The sequence below is a fragment of the Streptomyces sp. NPDC102274 genome, from assembly GCF_044766385.1.
In the GTDB taxonomy this organism is placed as follows: Bacteria; Actinomycetota; Actinomycetes; order Streptomycetales; family Streptomycetaceae; genus Streptomyces.
The window spans coordinates 21,729-38,596 of the sequence record NZ_JBIWLW010000052.1 but is presented as its reverse complement, the minus strand read 5'-3'; the positions used below and the strand labels follow the sequence as shown (position 1 = coordinate 38,596).

Annotated in this window: 18 protein-coding genes and 5 pseudogenes; 13 read left to right on the top strand and 10 right to left on the bottom strand. The window is 68.8% G+C overall.

Translation table 11 applies throughout. The annotated features are described in order from the left end of the window. Positions 1–71 precede the first annotated feature (71 nt). Positions 72–683, top strand: a pseudogene (locus ACIRQP_RS38530) (IS5 family transposase); the annotation flags it as partial. Positions 684–783: 100 nt separating this feature from the next. Here the strand turns inward: ACIRQP_RS38530 and ACIRQP_RS38525 are convergent. After that, positions 784–1,050, bottom strand: a complete 267-nt coding sequence (locus tag ACIRQP_RS38525; protein ID WP_403899404.1) for a hypothetical protein — start codon at positions 1,048–1,050, stop codon at positions 784–786. 272 nt (positions 1,051–1,322) lie between these two features. Here ACIRQP_RS38525 and ACIRQP_RS38520 point away from each other — a divergent pair. Then, a pseudogene (locus ACIRQP_RS38520) lies at positions 1,323–1,685 on the top strand (IS5/IS1182 family transposase); the annotation flags it as partial. Here ACIRQP_RS38520 and ACIRQP_RS38515 read toward each other — a convergent pair. Beyond that, positions 1,594–2,250, bottom strand: a pseudogene (locus ACIRQP_RS38515) (recombinase family protein); the annotation flags it as partial. The pseudogenes ACIRQP_RS38520 and ACIRQP_RS38515 overlap by 92 nt on opposite strands. 107 nt (positions 2,251–2,357) lie before the next feature. Beyond that, positions 2,358–2,891 (bottom strand): hypothetical protein, encoded by a 534-nt coding sequence (locus ACIRQP_RS38510; RefSeq protein WP_403899398.1) that lies wholly within the window; start codon positions 2,889–2,891, stop codon positions 2,358–2,360. 225 nt (positions 2,892–3,116) lie between these two features. Here ACIRQP_RS38510 and ACIRQP_RS38505 point away from each other — a divergent pair, with 225 nt between their 5' ends. Next, the gene (locus tag ACIRQP_RS38505) at positions 3,117–3,575 is read left to right on the top strand and encodes a hypothetical protein (RefSeq protein ID WP_403899395.1); all 459 of its coding nucleotides are present in this window, start codon (positions 3,117–3,119) and stop codon (positions 3,573–3,575) included. Positions 3,576–3,637: 62 nt separating this feature from the next. On the opposite strand, the gene ACIRQP_RS38500 is transcribed toward ACIRQP_RS38505, so the two are convergent. From ACIRQP_RS38500 to ACIRQP_RS38480, 5 genes are read right to left on the bottom strand one after another with little or no spacing between them, the layout of a single operon-like run. Further along, positions 3,638–4,153, bottom strand: a complete 516-nt coding sequence (locus ACIRQP_RS38500; protein ID WP_403899392.1) for a hypothetical protein — start codon at positions 4,151–4,153, stop codon at positions 3,638–3,640. Further along, the gene (locus ACIRQP_RS38495) at positions 4,146–4,889 is read right to left on the bottom strand and encodes a hypothetical protein (RefSeq protein WP_403899389.1); all 744 of its coding nucleotides are present in this window, start codon (positions 4,887–4,889) and stop codon (positions 4,146–4,148) included. Before ACIRQP_RS38495 ends, ACIRQP_RS38500 begins: the two co-directional genes overlap by 8 nt. A gap of 16 nt (positions 4,890–4,905) precedes the next feature. Continuing rightward, positions 4,906–5,451 (bottom strand): TetR/AcrR family transcriptional regulator, encoded by a 546-nt coding sequence (locus ACIRQP_RS38490; RefSeq protein ID WP_403899387.1) that lies wholly within the window; start codon positions 5,449–5,451, stop codon positions 4,906–4,908. A 33-nt stretch (positions 5,452–5,484) separates the two neighbouring features. Beyond that, positions 5,485–6,069 carry a DUF302 domain-containing protein gene (locus ACIRQP_RS38485; RefSeq protein ID WP_403899384.1) on the bottom strand — a complete coding sequence of 195 codons (585 nt, stop codon included), beginning with the start codon at positions 6,067–6,069 and terminating at the stop codon, positions 5,485–5,487. Next, on the bottom strand, positions 6,023–6,739 hold the full coding sequence (locus tag ACIRQP_RS38480) for a hypothetical protein (RefSeq protein WP_403899381.1): 717 nt from the start codon (positions 6,737–6,739) through the stop codon (positions 6,023–6,025). The genes ACIRQP_RS38485 and ACIRQP_RS38480 overlap by 47 nt, the downstream gene beginning before the upstream one ends. Positions 6,740–6,920: 181 nt before the next feature. On the opposite strand from ACIRQP_RS38480, the gene ACIRQP_RS38475 reads away from it, so the two are divergent. Together ACIRQP_RS38475 and ACIRQP_RS38470 are read left to right on the top strand one after the other, a co-directional pair. Then, positions 6,921–7,295: a hypothetical protein gene (locus ACIRQP_RS38475; protein WP_403899378.1), complete on the top strand. Its 375-nt coding sequence runs from the start codon at positions 6,921–6,923 to the stop codon at positions 7,293–7,295. A gap of 530 nt (positions 7,296–7,825) precedes the next feature. Beyond that, the gene (locus tag ACIRQP_RS38470) at positions 7,826–9,850 is read left to right on the top strand and encodes a DUF305 domain-containing protein (protein WP_403899375.1); all 2,025 of its coding nucleotides are present in this window, start codon (positions 7,826–7,828) and stop codon (positions 9,848–9,850) included. Positions 9,851–9,887: 37 nt separating this feature from the next. On the opposite strand, the gene ACIRQP_RS38465 is transcribed toward ACIRQP_RS38470, so the two are convergent. Beyond that, positions 9,888–10,184, bottom strand: a complete 297-nt coding sequence (locus tag ACIRQP_RS38465) for a hypothetical protein (RefSeq protein WP_403899372.1) — start codon at positions 10,182–10,184, stop codon at positions 9,888–9,890. 79 nt (positions 10,185–10,263) lie between these two features. On the opposite strand from ACIRQP_RS38465, the gene ACIRQP_RS38460 reads away from it, so the two are divergent. Further along, the gene (locus ACIRQP_RS38460) at positions 10,264–11,412 is read left to right on the top strand and encodes a PP2C family protein-serine/threonine phosphatase (protein ID WP_403899369.1); all 1,149 of its coding nucleotides are present in this window, start codon (positions 10,264–10,266) and stop codon (positions 11,410–11,412) included. 248 nt (positions 11,413–11,660) lie between these two features. On the opposite strand, the gene ACIRQP_RS38455 is transcribed toward ACIRQP_RS38460, so the two are convergent. Further along, on the bottom strand, positions 11,661–12,428 hold the full coding sequence (locus ACIRQP_RS38455; RefSeq protein WP_403899367.1) for an IclR family transcriptional regulator: 768 nt from the start codon (positions 12,426–12,428) through the stop codon (positions 11,661–11,663). Positions 12,429–12,507: 79 nt separating this feature from the next. On the opposite strand from ACIRQP_RS38455, the pseudogene ACIRQP_RS38450 reads away from it, so the two are divergent. The 7 genes and pseudogenes from ACIRQP_RS38450 to ACIRQP_RS38420 all read left to right on the top strand — a co-directional run. Further along, positions 12,508–12,834, top strand: a pseudogene (locus tag ACIRQP_RS38450) (cupin); the annotation flags it as partial. 23 nt (positions 12,835–12,857) lie between these two features. Beyond that, entirely contained in the window at positions 12,858–13,175 is a 318-nt protein-coding gene (locus ACIRQP_RS38445; protein ID WP_403899365.1) for a hypothetical protein, read from the top strand. 66 nt (positions 13,176–13,241) lie between these two features. Next, a complete protein-coding gene (locus ACIRQP_RS38440; protein ID WP_403899362.1) occupies positions 13,242–13,955 on the top strand; it encodes an SDR family oxidoreductase in 714 nt (237 codons plus the stop codon). A gap of 27 nt (positions 13,956–13,982) precedes the next feature. Further along, the gene (locus ACIRQP_RS38435; protein WP_403899360.1) at positions 13,983–14,171 is read left to right on the top strand and encodes a nuclear transport factor 2 family protein; all 189 of its coding nucleotides are present in this window, start codon (positions 13,983–13,985) and stop codon (positions 14,169–14,171) included. A gap of 37 nt (positions 14,172–14,208) precedes the next feature. Beyond that, complete coding sequence (locus ACIRQP_RS38430) at positions 14,209–15,153, top strand: NADP-dependent oxidoreductase (RefSeq protein ID WP_403899357.1); 945 nt, start codon at positions 14,209–14,211, stop codon at positions 15,151–15,153. A gap of 263 nt (positions 15,154–15,416) precedes the next feature. Then, positions 15,417–15,851: an ester cyclase gene (locus tag ACIRQP_RS38425; RefSeq protein WP_403899355.1), complete on the top strand. Its 435-nt coding sequence runs from the start codon at positions 15,417–15,419 to the stop codon at positions 15,849–15,851. Between the two features lie 182 nt (positions 15,852–16,033). Continuing rightward, positions 16,034–16,723: pseudogene (locus tag ACIRQP_RS38420) on the top strand (zinc-binding dehydrogenase); the annotation flags it as partial. Positions 16,724–16,868 lie beyond the last annotated feature (145 nt).

Sequence of the window (16,868 nt, the reverse complement as noted above, 5' to 3'; positions counted from 1 at the left end):
AGGAAGATCTTGGTCGATCCCCTGGATAGCAGAGGCCCCTTAGCATCGCACCCGCCCTTGACATCGCCAACATGCCCTTAACTTCGTGGCATTGGATGATCGACGCGGTCCGCTATGTGACCGACAACGGAGTCAAGTGGGCCGACCTGCCCGTGGACTTCCCGCCGTATCGGCGGGTGCACGCTTTCGCCCGCCGCTGGCAGGTCACGGGCCTGCTCACCGAACTCCACGACCGGCTGCACGACAAGGTCCGGGCCAAGGAGTGCCGCTCACCGGACCCGACGGCCGCCTTCGTGGACTCGCAGTCGGTGCGGGCAGCGGCGAACATCCCGCGCTCGACCTCCGGCTGGGACGGCGGCAAGAAGGTGGGCGGCCGCAAGCGGCACCTGGTCGTGGACAGCCTCGGCCTGGTCCTGGCCCTCGTGGTGACCGCGGCAAGCGTGCAGGACCGCGACGCCGCCGTCGGGCTGCTGGCGCGGCTGCGCACGATGTACTTCTCCATCCGCCTGGTGTAGGCGGACGGCGGATATGCCGGGCGCTTGGTCTACTGGGCGGCCGAGAAACTCCAGGTCGCCCTCGACATCGTCAAGCGCGCCGATGACACGACAGGGTTCGTGGTGCTGCCGCGCAGGTGGGTGGTGGAAAGAACGCTGAGCTGGCTGATGCGCTCGCGCCGCCCGGTGCGTGACTACGAGACGCTGCCCGCCATGCACGAAGCCATGGTGCTGTGGTCGATGACGATGCTCATGAGCAGCCGCCTGGCCGGACGCCGCCCCGGCGCCTTCAGCCGACCGGCACCGCGAGCGCGGCGAACACCCCCGGCCGCACCTGCAGGGCCCACCCCCGCTCCACCAGACGTTTCGCCTTCGACCGCAGCCTCTCGACCTTCGCCGGGACCGCCTCCAGTCCCAGGGCTGTCGCCAACCGCTGGCAGCGCATGCCCTCCCGGCCCGCCTCCGACTCCAGCACCGACACGATCCGCTGGTAGTCCGGCGCAAGGACCGACGCCGCCATGCCCTCCGCCCGCCGCGGCACGGGCGAGCCTGCCACCACGTTCCGTGCCGGCTTCGCGACCGCGGACGGCGGCCCGGCCAGCAAGCTCGTCGTCTCACATGGGTCCCAGCAGACGACCTCGCCGGCGCTGTCCTACGAAGCGATCAAGTCGCGTATCCCAATTAGCGGTCGAGTCGTCGCGGGGCTCCGGGCGGCCAAGTTCTTTGAGCCATCAAGCGGCGACAAGCTCACAGCCATACCCAGAACCCCTGGGCTTCCCTGATCCTACGAATGATCAGATCCGACCCGCTTGAAAGGTAGGACAAGCTGAGCGACCGACCTACGTGCCGGCCCACCCGCTGGGCTGCCACCGCCCACTCATCAGCGACCGAATAGTCTTGGACAAGATGCTGCAGCTCCTGCGCTTCGGCTGCTCCTACCAGGCGATCGCCGACACGACCTGTTCGGCCACCACGATCCGCAACCGCCGCGACGAATGGATCCGGTTGGGCATCTTCGCCAAACTCAAGCAGATCGCGCTGGAGTCCTACGACCGCATCGTCGGCCCCGTCCTGGACCAGATCGCCGTCGACGGCTCTATCACCAAAGCCCCTGGCGGCGGTGAGAGGGCGTTATATGGCTTTCTGGCTCGCGAGGGTGTGGATAGGCCTGGTGAGCGCTCGGTAAGAAGACCTTGGGCGGTGAGCTTTTTGAGCTTCGAGCGCATGCCTTCGACGTGGCGTGCTTCGGAACCCGAGTCTGTGACCTGGCATACCTCCTTCGCCCGCAGGGGTCCGGTCGCGGTGGCAAAAACGGCGAGGATCTGCTGGTAAGCCGGGGCGACCGGCCGCGGCGCGGCAGCGGCTTGCTCCGCGTGTCGGCTTCTGGGTCTTCGTCGGCTAGCCCTGACAGGCCGTGACGGTCTCCCACACCCCAGCCGACGCGGGTGTGGCGGGCCACCTCGGCCCGTCCCCGCACCACCTTCAGACCCACCGGGATGCCCTTGTCCTTCAGGGCGACGGTGAAGGTGAGCATGCCGTCGTCGATGACCTTGGGCCGTCCGCCGTGGTTGGCCTTCTTTGCGGCGCTGACCTGGCCTTCGAGGGTCTTCTCGCGGATGTAGTCGCGCTCGATCTGCCCGGCGACGGCGAGGACGGCGAAGAACATTGCGCCCATGCCGTTGCGGTCGTAGATCCCGGTGAGGACTTCGAGCTGGGTGCCGCCGGCCTGGAGTTCGGCGGACAGCTCCATCAGCTCAGCCGCGTTGCGGCGCGAGCCGTTTCATGTCGTACACGGTGAAGGTGACCCGGCAGTGCGGGGCGTGGGCCTTGAGCCGGCGGGCCGGCGCGAGCGCTGCCTTGTCGTCATTGTGTGAGGGCACGCTCGGCGGCGGCTGTGCCCGTGATCGTCCAGGCCGCCGTGCCCCACAGGCAGAGCCCCGCGGCGAGGCCCACCACGAGGCGTACCGCCTGGTCCGGGCCGTCCGCGAGCCAGATAACCAAGCCGGCCGCCCCGACGGCAATCAACAGGACTGCCTGCACTCTCAGCCGGGACTGCTCGAACACCGCTGCCAGGGGCAGGAAGTGGAGCCCGACGACGAGCGCGATCAACGGCGCGATGAGAACAGGCGCTCCGGCGCGTCCGCACCCCATGACGACAGCGGCGATCAGCACCCACTGAACACCATTGATCTGATAGAACCGGCGGCGCCGCTCGGGGGTGAACGGGTCCTCCGCCACGGCGCTGAGGATACGCCGTGCGGCCAGCATCAATCCGATCGCCGCCGCGCCCCCGGCCGCGACGGCGACCAGCCGCGCAGCCCCACCGAATGCACTGGTACCCAGCAGCCACCAGCCGAGCCCGAACAACGCGAGGAAACCCACCCCTGACTTGAACATGATCGGCACCCTAAGCCCTGGAGCCGCAGACGGCGAACATCTTCGGGCTTCTCCCCCGTCGGCTGACGTGCCCGAGCGCCGGCCAACACGCTCAGGCCCGCCGAGCTGGATACCGCCGGCCTGGAGCTCGGCGGACAGCTCCATCGGCTCGGCGGCGTTGCGCGAGCCCCTTGGGCTCGTCGCCCCAGACAACGGACCGGCCGCAGCACGGCGCCCGGTCCCCCTATGCCTGCCCTCGGCACGTCCCTCAGCACGTTGCTCCCGCTCGGAGGAGTTCATGAGCACCACCCACAACCCCGCCCCCACGACATCGCGGTATACGAAGGCGAGTTCGTCCGGGCCGAAATCCTCGACGACGACCCCCTGGCCCCCGACGACCTGATCTGCGCTGTCATCGAGTTCATCCTCACCTGGTGCTCTGCCCGAGCCCGTCAGCGTGCCGCCTACGGCTGGGGCAACAAATGGCGCGTCAGCCGCGAACACCCCGCCATCTGCGTCTTCCTCGACGAGTGGCCCCAGCGCTCCGACCGTGCCGAGAAACTGTGGATCAGGTTCCTGCTCCTGGGCCGCAAAGATGAAGAGGCGCTGCGGTCCCCGCGCGAGTGGATCAGCACCCAGCCCGGCAGTGACCCGGCCGGTTTCCTTTCCTCCACAGCCCCGTGGAGGGGGGCGGCCGGTTCATGACCGGACAACCAGGCGCAGACGCAGCGATCACTCGGCTCGGCTCGCCCGCGCTCCCCACCGTGTCAGCTGGTCAGCAGCTCGGGCACGACGCCGCCCAACTCGTGGATCAGCCCGGCGAGCAGCCGGTCGAACTCGCGGCCGACCGCGGTGATCTCGGGAGAGTCGTAGCCGGCCAGCAGGTCGCTGGGACGATCGACGACGAACCGGGCCTGTCCCCGTGGGTCGTTGCAGATGAGCGCCTGAAGCGGGCTGTGCAGCACGGTCTCGGCATGGTGGTGGAACATCTTCTCGGCGATCACATGGTTGCCAAGGAGGTAGGAGACGCACCGCCAGTCCGACGGAGAACCCGCCATCAGAGCGGTGACGTTGCTCGTCCAGTAGGTCATGAAGCCGTAAGGGGCATTGATCACGGCCAGCTCCTTCACCGCATCCCATGTCGCCAGCTGCCCGAAGCGCGACGTGTCGGCGGTCGGCACGAGCTGGTCGAACCGCGTCATAGCGGCGTCGTAGCCGTCGGGAAGGGCGATGCGAAGCCGGCGGGTGACGAGCTCGGTGATCTGAGGGGCCAGGTTACTCATGGCTGTCCTTCGGGATGACCGAGACATGGCCGATGTCGATCGTGATCGTGTTGAGGTTGAGGTTCACAGAGGCGTCCTGGTTGCGGCGGAACGCCCGTCGCCTGGTCGGGATCACGATCCCGTCGAATGTCCGGTGACCGCTGGTGTAGTGGCCGACCAGGCTGGAGCCGAGCACCGACGGGGAGTAGTCGAGGCGGCGCTGCAGCAGCTTGTGGTCGAAGTAGAAGGTCTGCTCGGTGCTGTGGGTGGTGACCGTGGGCGGGAAGATGACTTGCAGCCGCCGCCACGTCTGTCCTGCCTCCACCCACGGCTCGATCTCCCAGGTCCGGAAGCCGGGATAAGTCAGCAAGAACGGGGTCGTGAGGTACGTCCACAGCGCGTAGCCGACGAAATAGCCGAGGTCGTACTCGTCCCAGGGGGTCGAGCGGACGTAGGAACGGAAGTGGTCGCGCGCGTGTGTCCGGGTAACGGGCGGGCGACCGGCGCTGTTCTCGATCGTCACCCGCTCGTCGGCCACGTCGAACACGGCCCGCTGGTCCGGGTCCAGGAACGGCTCGACCACTGAGTGCTGACGGTCGGCGTCGACGGTGATCGTTTCGTGGTCGAGCGCACCAGCCCATCCCTTGGCCGTCCAGATCGGCCCGCCCATCGAGATCTCGGCCCGCAACTGACTGACTCGTTCCCAGCGGCCAAGGCCGCCATGAGCATTGATGACTTCTTCAAGTAGCTGGCCCATTTGCACGTCAGCCCCTTCAGGCCGCGCCCAGCGCGCTGTGGAACAGGGCGCGCAACTGCTCGCCTACGAGTTCGAGCGGCCGCAGGCTGCGCTCGGCCCGCACGAAGATCAGCGCCCCCTCGATCGCCGCCAGGCAGGTCACGGCCAGCCCCCGCGCGCGCTCGTCGCCAACATGCGTTTCCAGCGCCGAGGCCAGCAGGTCCTCCCAGTGATGCAAGCCCTCAGCGGCTGCGGTCCGGGCGGCGGAGTCGGGCGCCGGGTCAAGCGCGCCCGCAGCGACGGTGCATCCGGACAGGTAGTGCTCGTCTTCGGTCATGATATGCGTCCACCGCGGGAGCAGCCCGTCGAGCGCGCGCATGACGTCGTCGGCCAGCCAGGCCTCGAGGTTCTCCGCAACAGCCTCGGCACTGCGCCGGGTCGCCAGCTCGGAGAGCTGGGCCCGGCCCCCGGGGAAATGGTGATACACCGAGCCTCGCGGAGCGCCGCTGTCGGCCAGGACATCGGCGAAGGCCGTGCCTGCGACGCCGTGGCGGCGCTGGAGCCGCACGGCGCTCTCGATCATGCGCTCCTTGGCGTCTGAAGTTCTCGCCATCGGTCAGTCTCCCGGCGTCGAGGCAGCGGGGCGGGCGGGCGCCTGCTGGTCCTGTCCGAGCAGCCTCGCAGGCACTGGGAGTCCGAGCGCGCCCAGCAGGGCAGCAACCTTGGCGTCGAGCTCGCGGCCGACCGAAAGGACGCGCTCATCGCCGAAACTCCCGAGCTGGGGGCTCGGCTGGTCCAGGGCGAAGTACGCCTTGCCGTCTGGCGTCTCGTAGAGGAAGAGCCGCAAGGGTGCGTACAGCATCGCACGCTGGTCGTGGCGGTACATCCGCTCGGCGATCGTGTGGTTGCCCATCAGGTACTCGATGCCCCGGCCGTCGTCGCCCGCGGAGGCCATCGCTGGGCCGACGTCGATCCGGGCGTAGATGAGAAACCCGTACGGCGCGGCCTTGTCGATGAGCTCGAGCATCTCGTCCCAATCGGCCCCGCGCTCGATCAGCGCGTTGACCGCGGCCATCGGAACCGTCGGCACAATCGACTCGAAGCGGGCCAGCAGGTCGTCGTAGTCGCCGGCCGCGATCGTGAGCCGGCGCGCTTCATAGTTCTCGGCTGACCAGTCGGCTGTGGTGGGTGTGGAGGTCATCTTCCTGTCCTGCCGCTGACGCGGTTCTCCCGTCTCGATCACAGGCCGAGAAAATTCTATGCACATAAGCATACATAGCATGCACAAAACTGAAAAAGGGGACTATTCGGCCGGTCCCCAGCGGGCGCGCGCCAGGCCGTACCCCGGCTGACGGCTCCATGCCCTTGCGTGGAGTGAGTGCGGTCGCGTGGTCGGGGTGTGACCGGTAGTGGTCGGCTGCGGCAGCGATGTTGGTCCAGCCTGCCTGGCGCATCAGTCCGACGGCGAGGTTACGCAGGGTGGCCATGATCCGCGGCGCGGTCCCGGTGCGCACGCGTGAGGCGTCGTCTGCACAGGTCACGTCCCGGACGTGGTGCAGGGCTTCCACCGACCAGTGCTCCTGTACGAGTTGGGCCAGTGGGGCGGGCGTGCCCTGCTCGGGCACGAGGCTGGTGACGGCGTGGACGGTCTTCGCCTCGACCTTGCCGGTCTTGTGGTGGGGGCGGCGGCGCTTGATCTCCATCGCCTGCACGGCGTGTCGGAACAGCGGGCCGGGGCGGACGGTGCACACCTTCAGCCGGCGGACTTCGGCACGGCCGTGCCCGCGGCGGCTGCGGTCCCGCAGTAGGGGGGCACGGCGGACGATTCCATAGCCGCCTTCTTCCAGGACGACCACTGAGGCGAACCACACAGGTCCTCGTCGGACTGGATGACCTCGAAGGCGTTGTCGGATTCGTTGAGGTCGCTGATCACCGTGGACAGCGCCTCTGGTCAGCGATCACTGCGGTGGTCAAGGTGTCCCACGGGGGTATCCTGCTGCGGGAGTTGCAGGTGACAGCGTCGAGCGGGCGAAGTTCCAGCCGGGGGGCAACGTGGTGCGCATACTTAAGGCAGTACTCCCAGTCCTTGCTCTGGTGGCGGTGGCGGCGGGGTGTTCCCTGTCCACGGGTAAAGATGAGCAGCGGCTGACCGAGCAGCGGGAGAACTACTGCATGCAGCTCGGGACGTGGCAGAAGGCGCGGAACGCGGCGGGCACGGACACGCCGGAGTCGTCAGGGTACGACGAGGTCGGGGCCGTCGCTCAGGACGCCTTTCTCGCGATGCGACCGCTCCGGGACGAGAACGTCGGCGGAGGACGCACCCTGGGGGACGCGACGGCGGCAGCGATGAACAACGGTGACTCCGAGGCGGAGGGCAGTGTTGTGAAGTACTGCGGAGATGTCGGCTTCGAGACGCTGACCCGCTAGGTAGGGCGTGTCTTCAAAGTCCCGCCTGCCCGGCGGCGTCCGGCACGCACGCTCGCCGCGGTGTCGGGATCACCCCAGTACGTCCAGTACTGGGAAGACCCTCCGCCTTGCGATCGCACGCACCGGACGCCGCCGGGCCCGCCCCTCCGGCGGACGGCGCTACTTTGATCTCCCTCGCCCCGTCCGCCCTGGTCGCGGTCAGCATGGCATGTGCAACCGACAGCTCAGGCCCGTCATAACCATTCTCCGATGGAGCGCGAAATGCTCCCGCTGTGTGCCCACGGAGGCGTTGCCACCATGGTGTGGAGCCCCATCACCGGCGGCCCAGCCTTCGCTGAAGTCGGCACAGAACTCATGGATGCCACCGCCCAGCCGCCCGCAGCCGAGATCTGCCCGCAGGCCGGCCAAGCCGCGGCCGCGGAAGGTGATCACACTGCTCAGGTGACCGCAGGCCGGCGGAGACGACACCCGGATACGCAACCAAGAAGTCGTTGACCGACCTCTCCCCTCTCCCCCACCACGCCTGTCCGATGCGCGACAGCGCACTGCGAGCGAGCGCGTCGCTCCCCTGCCCGCCTGAAAGTGACAACTCTTCAGCAGCCGGAAAAACTGGCGTTCCATCCCGAGCGCAGATTCGCGCTCCGTGCGATGAGGCGGACCTCAGGGAGAAGAACATGGCACACATAGCGCACCGTCGGCTCCGCCTCACCGGAACCGCAGGAGTCGTCGCGTTGGGGCTGATCGCCTGCCAGGCCGCGGGGCAGCTGCCAGCGCACGCGCCTCATTCGCATGTCAAAGGCAGGTCCGCGCCGTTCTCTCCGGAAATGGACGAGAGCATGCAGGCCATGATGAAGGCCATGGCGGGCTCCTCCAAGACCGGTGACCCCGACCACGACTTCGCGGCGATGATGGTGCCCCACCACCAGGGAGCCATCGCCATGGCCAAGGCGGTCCTGGAGCACGGCAAGGACCCCGTTCTGCGCAGGCTGGCCCAGGAGATCATCGTCACGCAGCAACAGGAGATCGGGGTGATGAAGAACCGGCTGTCGGCGAAGCCCGCGGCTCGCGGGAACACGTCCCTCTCAATGACACAGCCGGGCCAGGAGAAAACCCAGCCTCGGACAGAGGGCCCGGTGCTCCCGATATCCAGCCAGGACCGGGTCTACACCATGGATCAGACGTCCAACACCGTCTCCGTGATCGACCCCGCCGCCAATCGACTGCTGGGGGTGATCCGCCTGGGTGACCCGGTGCCCGGTTCGCTCAGCCCGTTGTACAAGAACCAACTGCTCGTGCACGGCGGCGGCTTCTCCCCCGACCACCGGACATTGGCCACGGTCTCCATCGGCTCCAACTCGGTCACGCTCATCGACACCGCGACGAACAAGGTCAAGGGCGTCGTGTACGTCGGCCGCTCCCCGCACGAGGCGTTCTTCACGCCCGACGGCAGAGAGTTGTGGGCCACCGTCCGAGGCGAGAACTACGTGTCGGTGATCGACCCGGTGCGGATGCGGGAGAAGCGCCGTGTCACAACGGCCAATGGACCGGGCATGGTGCTGTTCCGCCCGGACGGCAAGTACGCCTTCGTGCCCTCCAGCTTCACCCCGGAGGTCGACGTCATCGACACCCGGACCTACCGGGTGGTGGCACGGGTGCCGCAGGCCAGCCCGTTCTCCCCGAACCTGGCCGTGAGCCGGGACGGCACCGAGGTGTGGTTCACCCTCAAGGACAGCGGAAAGACACAGGTCATGAGCGCGCGGCCGCCGTTCCGCATCCTCGCCACGATCGACAGCGGTCCCATCACCAACCACGTCACGCTGGTGGACAACGGCGCGGGCAGGTTCGCCTACGTCACCGTGGGCGGCGAGAACGTCGTCAAGGTCTACCGGCGCGGCCGCACCCCGGCCCTGGTGGCCACCATTCCTACGGGAGACCTTCCTCATGGGATCTGGGTTTCCGGCGACGGCGCGCGCGTCTACGTCGGGCTGGAGAACCAGGACGCCGTCGTGGCCGTCGACACGCTTGAGAACAGGGTGATCGCGACCATCCCGGTGGGCCAGCAGCCCCAGCAACTCCTCTACGTGCCGCGCGCCGTCCCGCACGGCACGGGAGCTGCCAACCTCCAGCCCCTGGGGGTCGCGGGCAAGGCCGGCCACCTCACGCTCTCCCCGCCGAAGGGCGAGCGCGGACACGCCCACGCCACGGTCTCGGTCAACGCACTCGGCGCCCTGGACCTCCTCCAGGTCGCGGCCACGGGCCTGCAGCCTGGCAAGAACTACATGCTGTGGCTCACCGAGCACCGCACCGCACCCTTCGGGCGCAAGCAGGCTCTCACGATGTTCACCGCCAACGCCTCGGGCGCGCAGGTCGGTCAGGCGATCGGACTGCTGCGGGAGGTGCTGACCCCTCCGAGGTCCGCGGCAGCGCCGTCCCGGCGCTACCTGATCCTCACGCGGGCGGGCGGCGGCGCTCCCGTCGCCGTTCAGGACAGCTACATGCCCATGCCCCGCCCGGAGGACCCGTCCCCGGAACCGGCTCCGGACGCGGGCCGCTGAGTGTCCTGACGTCCTCCCCCTGCCGCACGGTTGTCGGTCACAGATCGAGGCTGCGGTGGTGGGCGGACGGGCTGCCCAGCGTGTCGAGGACGAGCACGGCCATCCCAGCGAAGGAGGGGCGGCGGAACGGCGTGCGGTAGGGGGTGAGGGACGCCGTCGCCGGGCAGTCGAGAGGGGTGTGCCGCCAGGCCCGCCGAGGCCCGTGCCAGGACGAACCCGGACAGCGCGTCGGTCTCGAACTGCTCCAGTTCCTCCGCATGCGCGGGCGCCCAGTGCTCGCGTAGGTCCCGTACGACTGCCAGCGCCGCCAGCCCTGGGGCTCAGAGGAAGTCATGGTGTCGCACAACACAGCATCTCGCGTCTAAACGGTGCATACCATATATTCGATTAATATGCTGATTTGGTCCCGTCCTGTGGCCTCAAAGATTCCGCCCCTGCCGGGAGGGGCGCTGATCCTTGGCCCGTTGCTGCTGATCGTGGTCATCCCGATCATCGACATCTGGCTTCCACCCGACCTGCACCTCGCCCCGCTGCTCGTGGTGGCGCCCACCTTCACGGCCTCGTTCGCCGGTTCCCGGCTCACCGCGACCATCGGCGTCCTGACGGTGGTGTCGCAGGTCGTCGCAGGGCTGGAAAGGCATTCCCTCGGCAGCGAGCGGGTTCTGCTGGAGGTCGTCGCCCTGGCGGTCGTCACCGTGCTGATGACGGTCTTCTGCTATCTGCGGGAGCGGCATCACCGGCAGCTGGCCAGGGTCCACTTGATCTCCGAGACGGTGCAGTCGGCGTTGCTCCGCCCTCTGCCGCGCCGGGCGGGCCCCTTGCGTATCGCGAGCGAGTGCCGTCCTTCGGAGCCCGACACCCACATCAGCGGCGACCTCTTCGCGGTGGCCCGGACGGCGAACTCGACCCGCCTCCTCATCGGAGACGTACGCGGCAAGGGACTCACCTCCATCAACCGCACGTCGATCATGCTCGGCGCCTTCCGGGCGGCGGCGCACCGGCAGTCGCCGCTTCCCGAGCTGGCCGCCTATCTCGAAGGCAGCGTCCACTGGGGTCTGGCGGAGCTGTCACTCGCAGAGGACGATGTCACGGAATGCTTCGTGACGGCGCTGTTGGTCGACATCCCGGACAACGGGTCCGTGGTGCACTGCGTCAGCATGGGCCATCCCCCGGCGCTCCTGCTCCGCGACGGCATGGCCATCGTCCTGGACACGCTGTGGACCGCGCCCCCCTTGGGACTGGGCGCTCTCGGTGACGCGTCCTACACCCAGGAGACCTTCCCTTTCCGCTGCGGCAACCAGCTGCTTCTGTACACCGACGGTGTGTCCGAGGCACGCGACGCCGACGGCGTCTTCTTTCCGCTGGCCGAGCGCGCCGCGGCCGCCGTACGGTCCGGCAACGGTCCGGAGGAACTGCTCAGGCACCTCACGACGGACCTGCTGTCGTACACGGGCGGCTCGCTGGACGACGACATGGCGATGATCGCGATCACGCGCGTGCCGGGCCGCGCGGATCCGAGCGCGCACGTCGTCCCCACCCAGCCGGAGAAGGGGTTCAGGTAAGCCCGAAAAGGTGCAACGGGACGATGTCGAAGGCGTGGGTCACCGTACCGAGGAGCGGCCCGGTGATCGTGGCCGACCCTTCAGCGCCCCCACGCGGTAGTGCCGCGGCCGCCAAGCTTGACGGTCGACCCGACCTGCCTTCGCCGGAGCCGGCCGGGGCTGCCCGGCGGCTTCGGACCGCCGGGGCGAATGTCACAGATGACGCCACCGAGCGATTACCAAGCGCGTGGAGTGGTAAGGAAACCTGATCACCACAGCGCCCGGTCTTCGGCGGTTGCGGCGCGCAGTTCGCGTTCCAGGTCCGTGATGGCGGCCGTGTACGGGGCGGACCACTCGGTGAGGCGCTCGCGGGTGAAGCGGGCGGTGGGTACCGCGATGCACAGGGCTGCCGTCGGCTCCCCGTCCGGGCCGCGGACCGCCCGGCCCACGGCGGTGACACCGATCTCGGTCCCCTGGTTGTTGAGCGCGAAGCCCTGTCGGCGGACCTTACGCAGGTCGGTGAGCAGGCGCGGCAGGTCGACCCGCGGCGCGTCCGGGGCCGCGTAGAGGGCGCCGACCGCGGTCTCCGGCAGCAGGGCGAGCAGGGCCAGGCCGCCCGATGCGAGGTGGGCCGGGAGCATCCGGCCGCCGCGGTTGCCCACCCGCAGGACCTGGTCGCTCTCCACCGAGGCGACGAAGCGGATGTGGTCCCCCACGAGGATCTGCAGGTTGGCCGTCTCCCCGCAGCCGGCGACGAGCGCCTCCAGATGGGGCAGGGCGAGCCGACGCAGCCGCGCCGCCGATCTGTGGGTATGCCCGCGCTGGAACACCGGCCCCGGCACGTAGCGCCGATCCTGGTCCTGGACCGCGAAGTCCCGGTAGACGAGCATCGTCAGCAGGCGGTGCGCGGTCGAGCGGGCCACTCCCAGATGCCGTGCGGCGTCCGTGACCCGCAGGTTGCCCTCTTCCTGGAGCAGCACCGCCAGGCGGAGCGCGTTGTCGACGGACTCGATGCCGTAAGCGGGCTTGTTCTTCACAACAGAACAATACGTCTCGCTTTCCAGAATCAATTAAGTTGAATTTGAAACAGCTTCCGTTACATGCTGGAGACGCCACATGGCCGCATCGCTTCCGCCCCCGGTCGCCATCGAGGCGATCGAGGCGCCAGGACAGCCCCCGGTCACTGTCGGGTTGCACGAGCTCTACCGCGGCTTCGAGCAGGAACTGCTGGTGCCGCTGTGGACGGAGATCGACGACCTGATGCCGGTCGGCCCGGCCCCGGCGGCGCAGGTGTGGCCGGCCGTGGCGGCGAGCACCGGGCCATCCCGCCGGCCAACCCGGGCCTGCACGGCGCCCTGTGCGACGCCCACCCTGTGGGCGGCGATCCAGTACCTGAACCCCCGCGAGGACGCGCCGGCGCACCGGCACACCCAGAACGCCTGGTCGCCGAGAGTGGGACCAACGTGATGGCCGCCCGCGCGCTCAACATCTGCGTCGGGGACTTCGGCGTCATCACCGAAGCCGTCTGGAACCACATGACTCCCGGCCCGGCGCTGGCCGGCGGCGAGGTCGACTTCGAGATCGCCCCTGACGCCCACTATCTGATCCAGCACTCCATCATCCAGAACTTCGCCTACACCCTCGAAGCCAAGCTCATCGGTGAACGGGTGTACGACGACCCGGCCAGCTACTCCTACCGGAAGCTCGACCCTGCCGAGGTAGTGACTCCCCCGATGGCCCGCGCCCAGCTCGCGCCCTTCCTGGCCAGGGCAACCCTCGACTGACCCGGACAGGAACGCACCGCACACCCGCAATGACGAAGACCGAACGGCAAGAGGACGAGGACGGACATGAACGGCAAGCGCATCGTCATCATCGGCGGCACATCAGGGCTCGGATTCGCGGCGGCCGAACTCGCCGTCGCCCGAGGGGCCTCCGTGCTGGTCGCCTCCCGCAGCCAGGACGCGGTGGACAAGGCCGTCGCCGCGCTCGGGGAACGAGCCGAGGGCCGGAGCCTGGACGTCACCGACGAGAGCGCGGTCCGGGACTTCTTCGGCGAGTCCGCGGACTTCGACCACTTGGTCTACACGGCGGGCGAGTCACTGCTGGCCGGCACCCTGGCCGAGACCGACATCGAGACGGCCCGAGCGTTCTTCGGCATCCGCTACTTGGGCGCGCTCACCGCCGTGAAGTACGCCGTCCCGCGCATCCTGCCCGGCGGCTCGATCACTCTGACCAGCGGCATCGCCTCCACCCGCCCGCAGGGCGGCACCGTAGTCGTCTCCAGCGTACTGAGCGCGGTCGAGGGCCTGACCCGTGCGCTCGCCCTGGAGCTCGCCCCGGTCCGGGTCAACGCCGTGGTGCCGTCGATCATCCGCACCGAACTGTGGAACGGCCTGCCGGAGGACGCACGAGAGGGTTTGTACGCCTCGGTGGCCGCCGCGCTCCCGCTCGGCCGGGTCGGCGAACGGCAGGACGTCGCGGAGGCGTACGCGTATCTGATGACCAACCAGCACTCCACGGGCACGCTGCTGACCATCGACGGCGGCGCGGTCCTGGTCTGAGCCCGAATCCGCGGAAGAGGCCGGCACATGACGATGACACCCATGGATTACGAGGACATCCGGCAGCTCCAGGCCCGGTACAACCTCGCCGTCGACTTCGGCGAGCGGGCCGCCTTCGAGGCATGTTTCACCCAATTGGTGAGCGACGACACGTTCAACGCCCTCCCCAGGGCCGGTTGGCGCCGGCTCGCCGAGGCGCTACCGCTGCGCGGCTGACCCCCGCGGCGCGGGGGCAATTCTACGAGAACAGAAAGTGAAGCTGACAGTGAAGGCACTCGTATCGCCGTCCTACGGTCCGCTGGACGCCCTGAATATGGCGGACTTGCCGACTCCGAGCCCCGGGCCGGGTGAGGTCCTGCTGCGCACCGAGGCGGTGTCGCTCAACGGAATCGACCCCAAGCTGGTCACCGGCGCGATGAAGGACTTCATCCCGGTTTCCCATCCCTTCGTCCCCGGGGTCGACGTGGCCGGTGTGGTCGAGGCGGTGGGGCCGGGTGTCACCCGGTTCGCCGCTGGGGACCCCGTCGTCGCGGCTCTCGGCGCAGGGTCGGGCGGGTTGGCCGAGTACGTCGTGACGCGGGACGACTCCCGGCTGGCGCTGCGCCCCGGCGGGCTCGATGCTGCGCGCGGCGCCGCCCTGATCACCGGCGCGATGACCGCCTTGACCGTGCTTGACACAGCCGGGATCCGGCCCGAGGAGACCGTGTTGGTGGTCGGCGCAACCGGCGGCGTAGGCTCCTTCACCGTGCAACTGGCCCGCCGGGTGGCCCGCACGGTGTACGCCACCGGGCACGCCGAGGACGAGTCCTTCGTCCTCGGCCTGGGCGCGGACCGGCTGATCGACCACCGTGCGGCGGACCTCGCGCAGGAGGCGCACCGGCTCGTCCCGGACGGTGTCGACGTGGTACTCGACCTGGTCCAGGCAGGTCCGGCACTGGCTTCGGCCGCCGCGGCTGCCCGGCCCGGCGGCCGACTGGTGTCGGTGCTGGGCGGTCCGCCCGCCTTCGACCGCGAGGTCGGCGCCGCCTACGTCGTCACGCGGTTCCCGCCCGGCCGGCTGGGAGAAGTCGCGGCACAGGCTGCGGACGGACGGCTGGAGGTGCCGATCAGTGCCACCTACTCCTTCGCCGACGCACGAGCCGCATACCTCGACTTCACTACAAAACACGTCACGGGCAAGTATGTCGTGACCCTCTGACCCACTTCAGGTCCTCGGGCCGCCCTGTCCCGGGCTGAGGGCTGTCCCGTAATCCCCGGCGGATGCGCGACGACAGCTACGGCGCCTCGCCGCGCTGCCGGAACGCCCGCATACATCCAGAAGGCGGGCGCCCCTCCGCCTTGCGACGCTCCCCCGTAGCCTGAACGGCACGGGAGGCACCCCCTCCATCCGACGCCGCGCACTGATCCACCAGGGACAACGGGACAGCCCTTACCCATCTCTCACGAGCCGCGGAGCAAGAAATGACGCACACCGACCAGAGCAAGACAGCCATCGCCGTGGTCCGGCGGAACACCGAAGAAGTACAGAGTGGCGGGGATTTCGGCCTCTTCGAGGAACTCTTCGCGGACGACTTCGTCGACCACACACCCCAGCCGGGTGTCACCGCCGACAAACCGGGAGTGAAGATTCTCTACACGAAGCTGCTGGAGGCGTTCCCGGACTTCAACGCCGACATCAAGTGGCAGTCGGCCGACGGCAACCTCGTCACGACATACAAGATCTACCACGGCACCCACCAGGGTGAGTTCCTCGGCATTCCCGCGACCGGACGCACCATGCGGTTCGAAACAGTCGACGCCATGCGGGTGGTCGACGGCAAGATCGTCGAGCACTGGGGGGTGGGCAACCTCTACGCCCTCGTCCACCAGCTCGGTGCCCGGCTGACCGTGCAATAAGTCTGCTGTGCCCAGGAAGCCCGGAGCACCCGACGGCAGAGAACGGACAGTTGCTCGCGCACCTCACCAACCGGCTCACCGGTATCCGCTGAGCCGAAGGCGGCACGGTCCGGAGCACACAGGCCGGACCCGCTCCAGCCAAGTGCTGCCTTTCCCACCGACGACGGCCGCTCGACGGTGACGTGCCCGGCTACGATGTGGTCGGCACTGTGACGGCCATCGGCCCGGAGGTGGACGCCGCGCTGGTGGGACGCCGGTTCGCCGCGGTCACCAAGACCGGCGCGATCGGCGCCAACGGCGGCGTGGGCTCCACCCTCGTACAACTGGCCCGCCACGCCGGGATCACGGTGATCGGCACGGCGTCGCCACGCCGCCACACGATGGTGCGTGAACTGGGCGCGACCCCGGTCGACTACCGCGACCCGGACCTGTACTCCAGGATCCGGGAGATCGCGCCGGACGGCGTGGACGCGGTCTTCGACCACGTCGGCGGCGCAGGGGTGGAGCAGTCGTGGCAGCTGCTGCGCCGGGGCGGAACGCTGGTCTCCTACGGCACCGCGGCCACCAAGGACGACGAAGGCAACTCACAGCTGCCGGTGCTGAAGCTGTTCGCGCGGCTGGCGGCGTGGAACTCCCTGCCCAACGGCAGGAGCGCACACTTCTACAACTTCTGGGCCGGCAAGCGCCGCTGCCAGAAGTCCTGGCAGCAGCGGATGAACGAAGACCTCACCCAGGTGCTGCGACTGGTGGCCGACGGCTCCCTCATCCCACAGATCGCCCAGCGGATCCCGCTGGCCGAGGCCGCCTCGGCGCTCGCGCTCGCCGAATCCCGCACCGTCGCCGGGAAAGTCGTCATCGTCCCTGGAACGTGACGCAGTGCCCCTCGCCGCCGACGCCGACGCGTCGTCGCCCCGCCGCACCCTCCGTTCGCGGAACCGCCGAGGCGAGGGTGGCCGACTGAGGGCCGACATCCTGGCCGCCGCGAATGACCTCCTCGACCGCGGCGACCAACGGGCC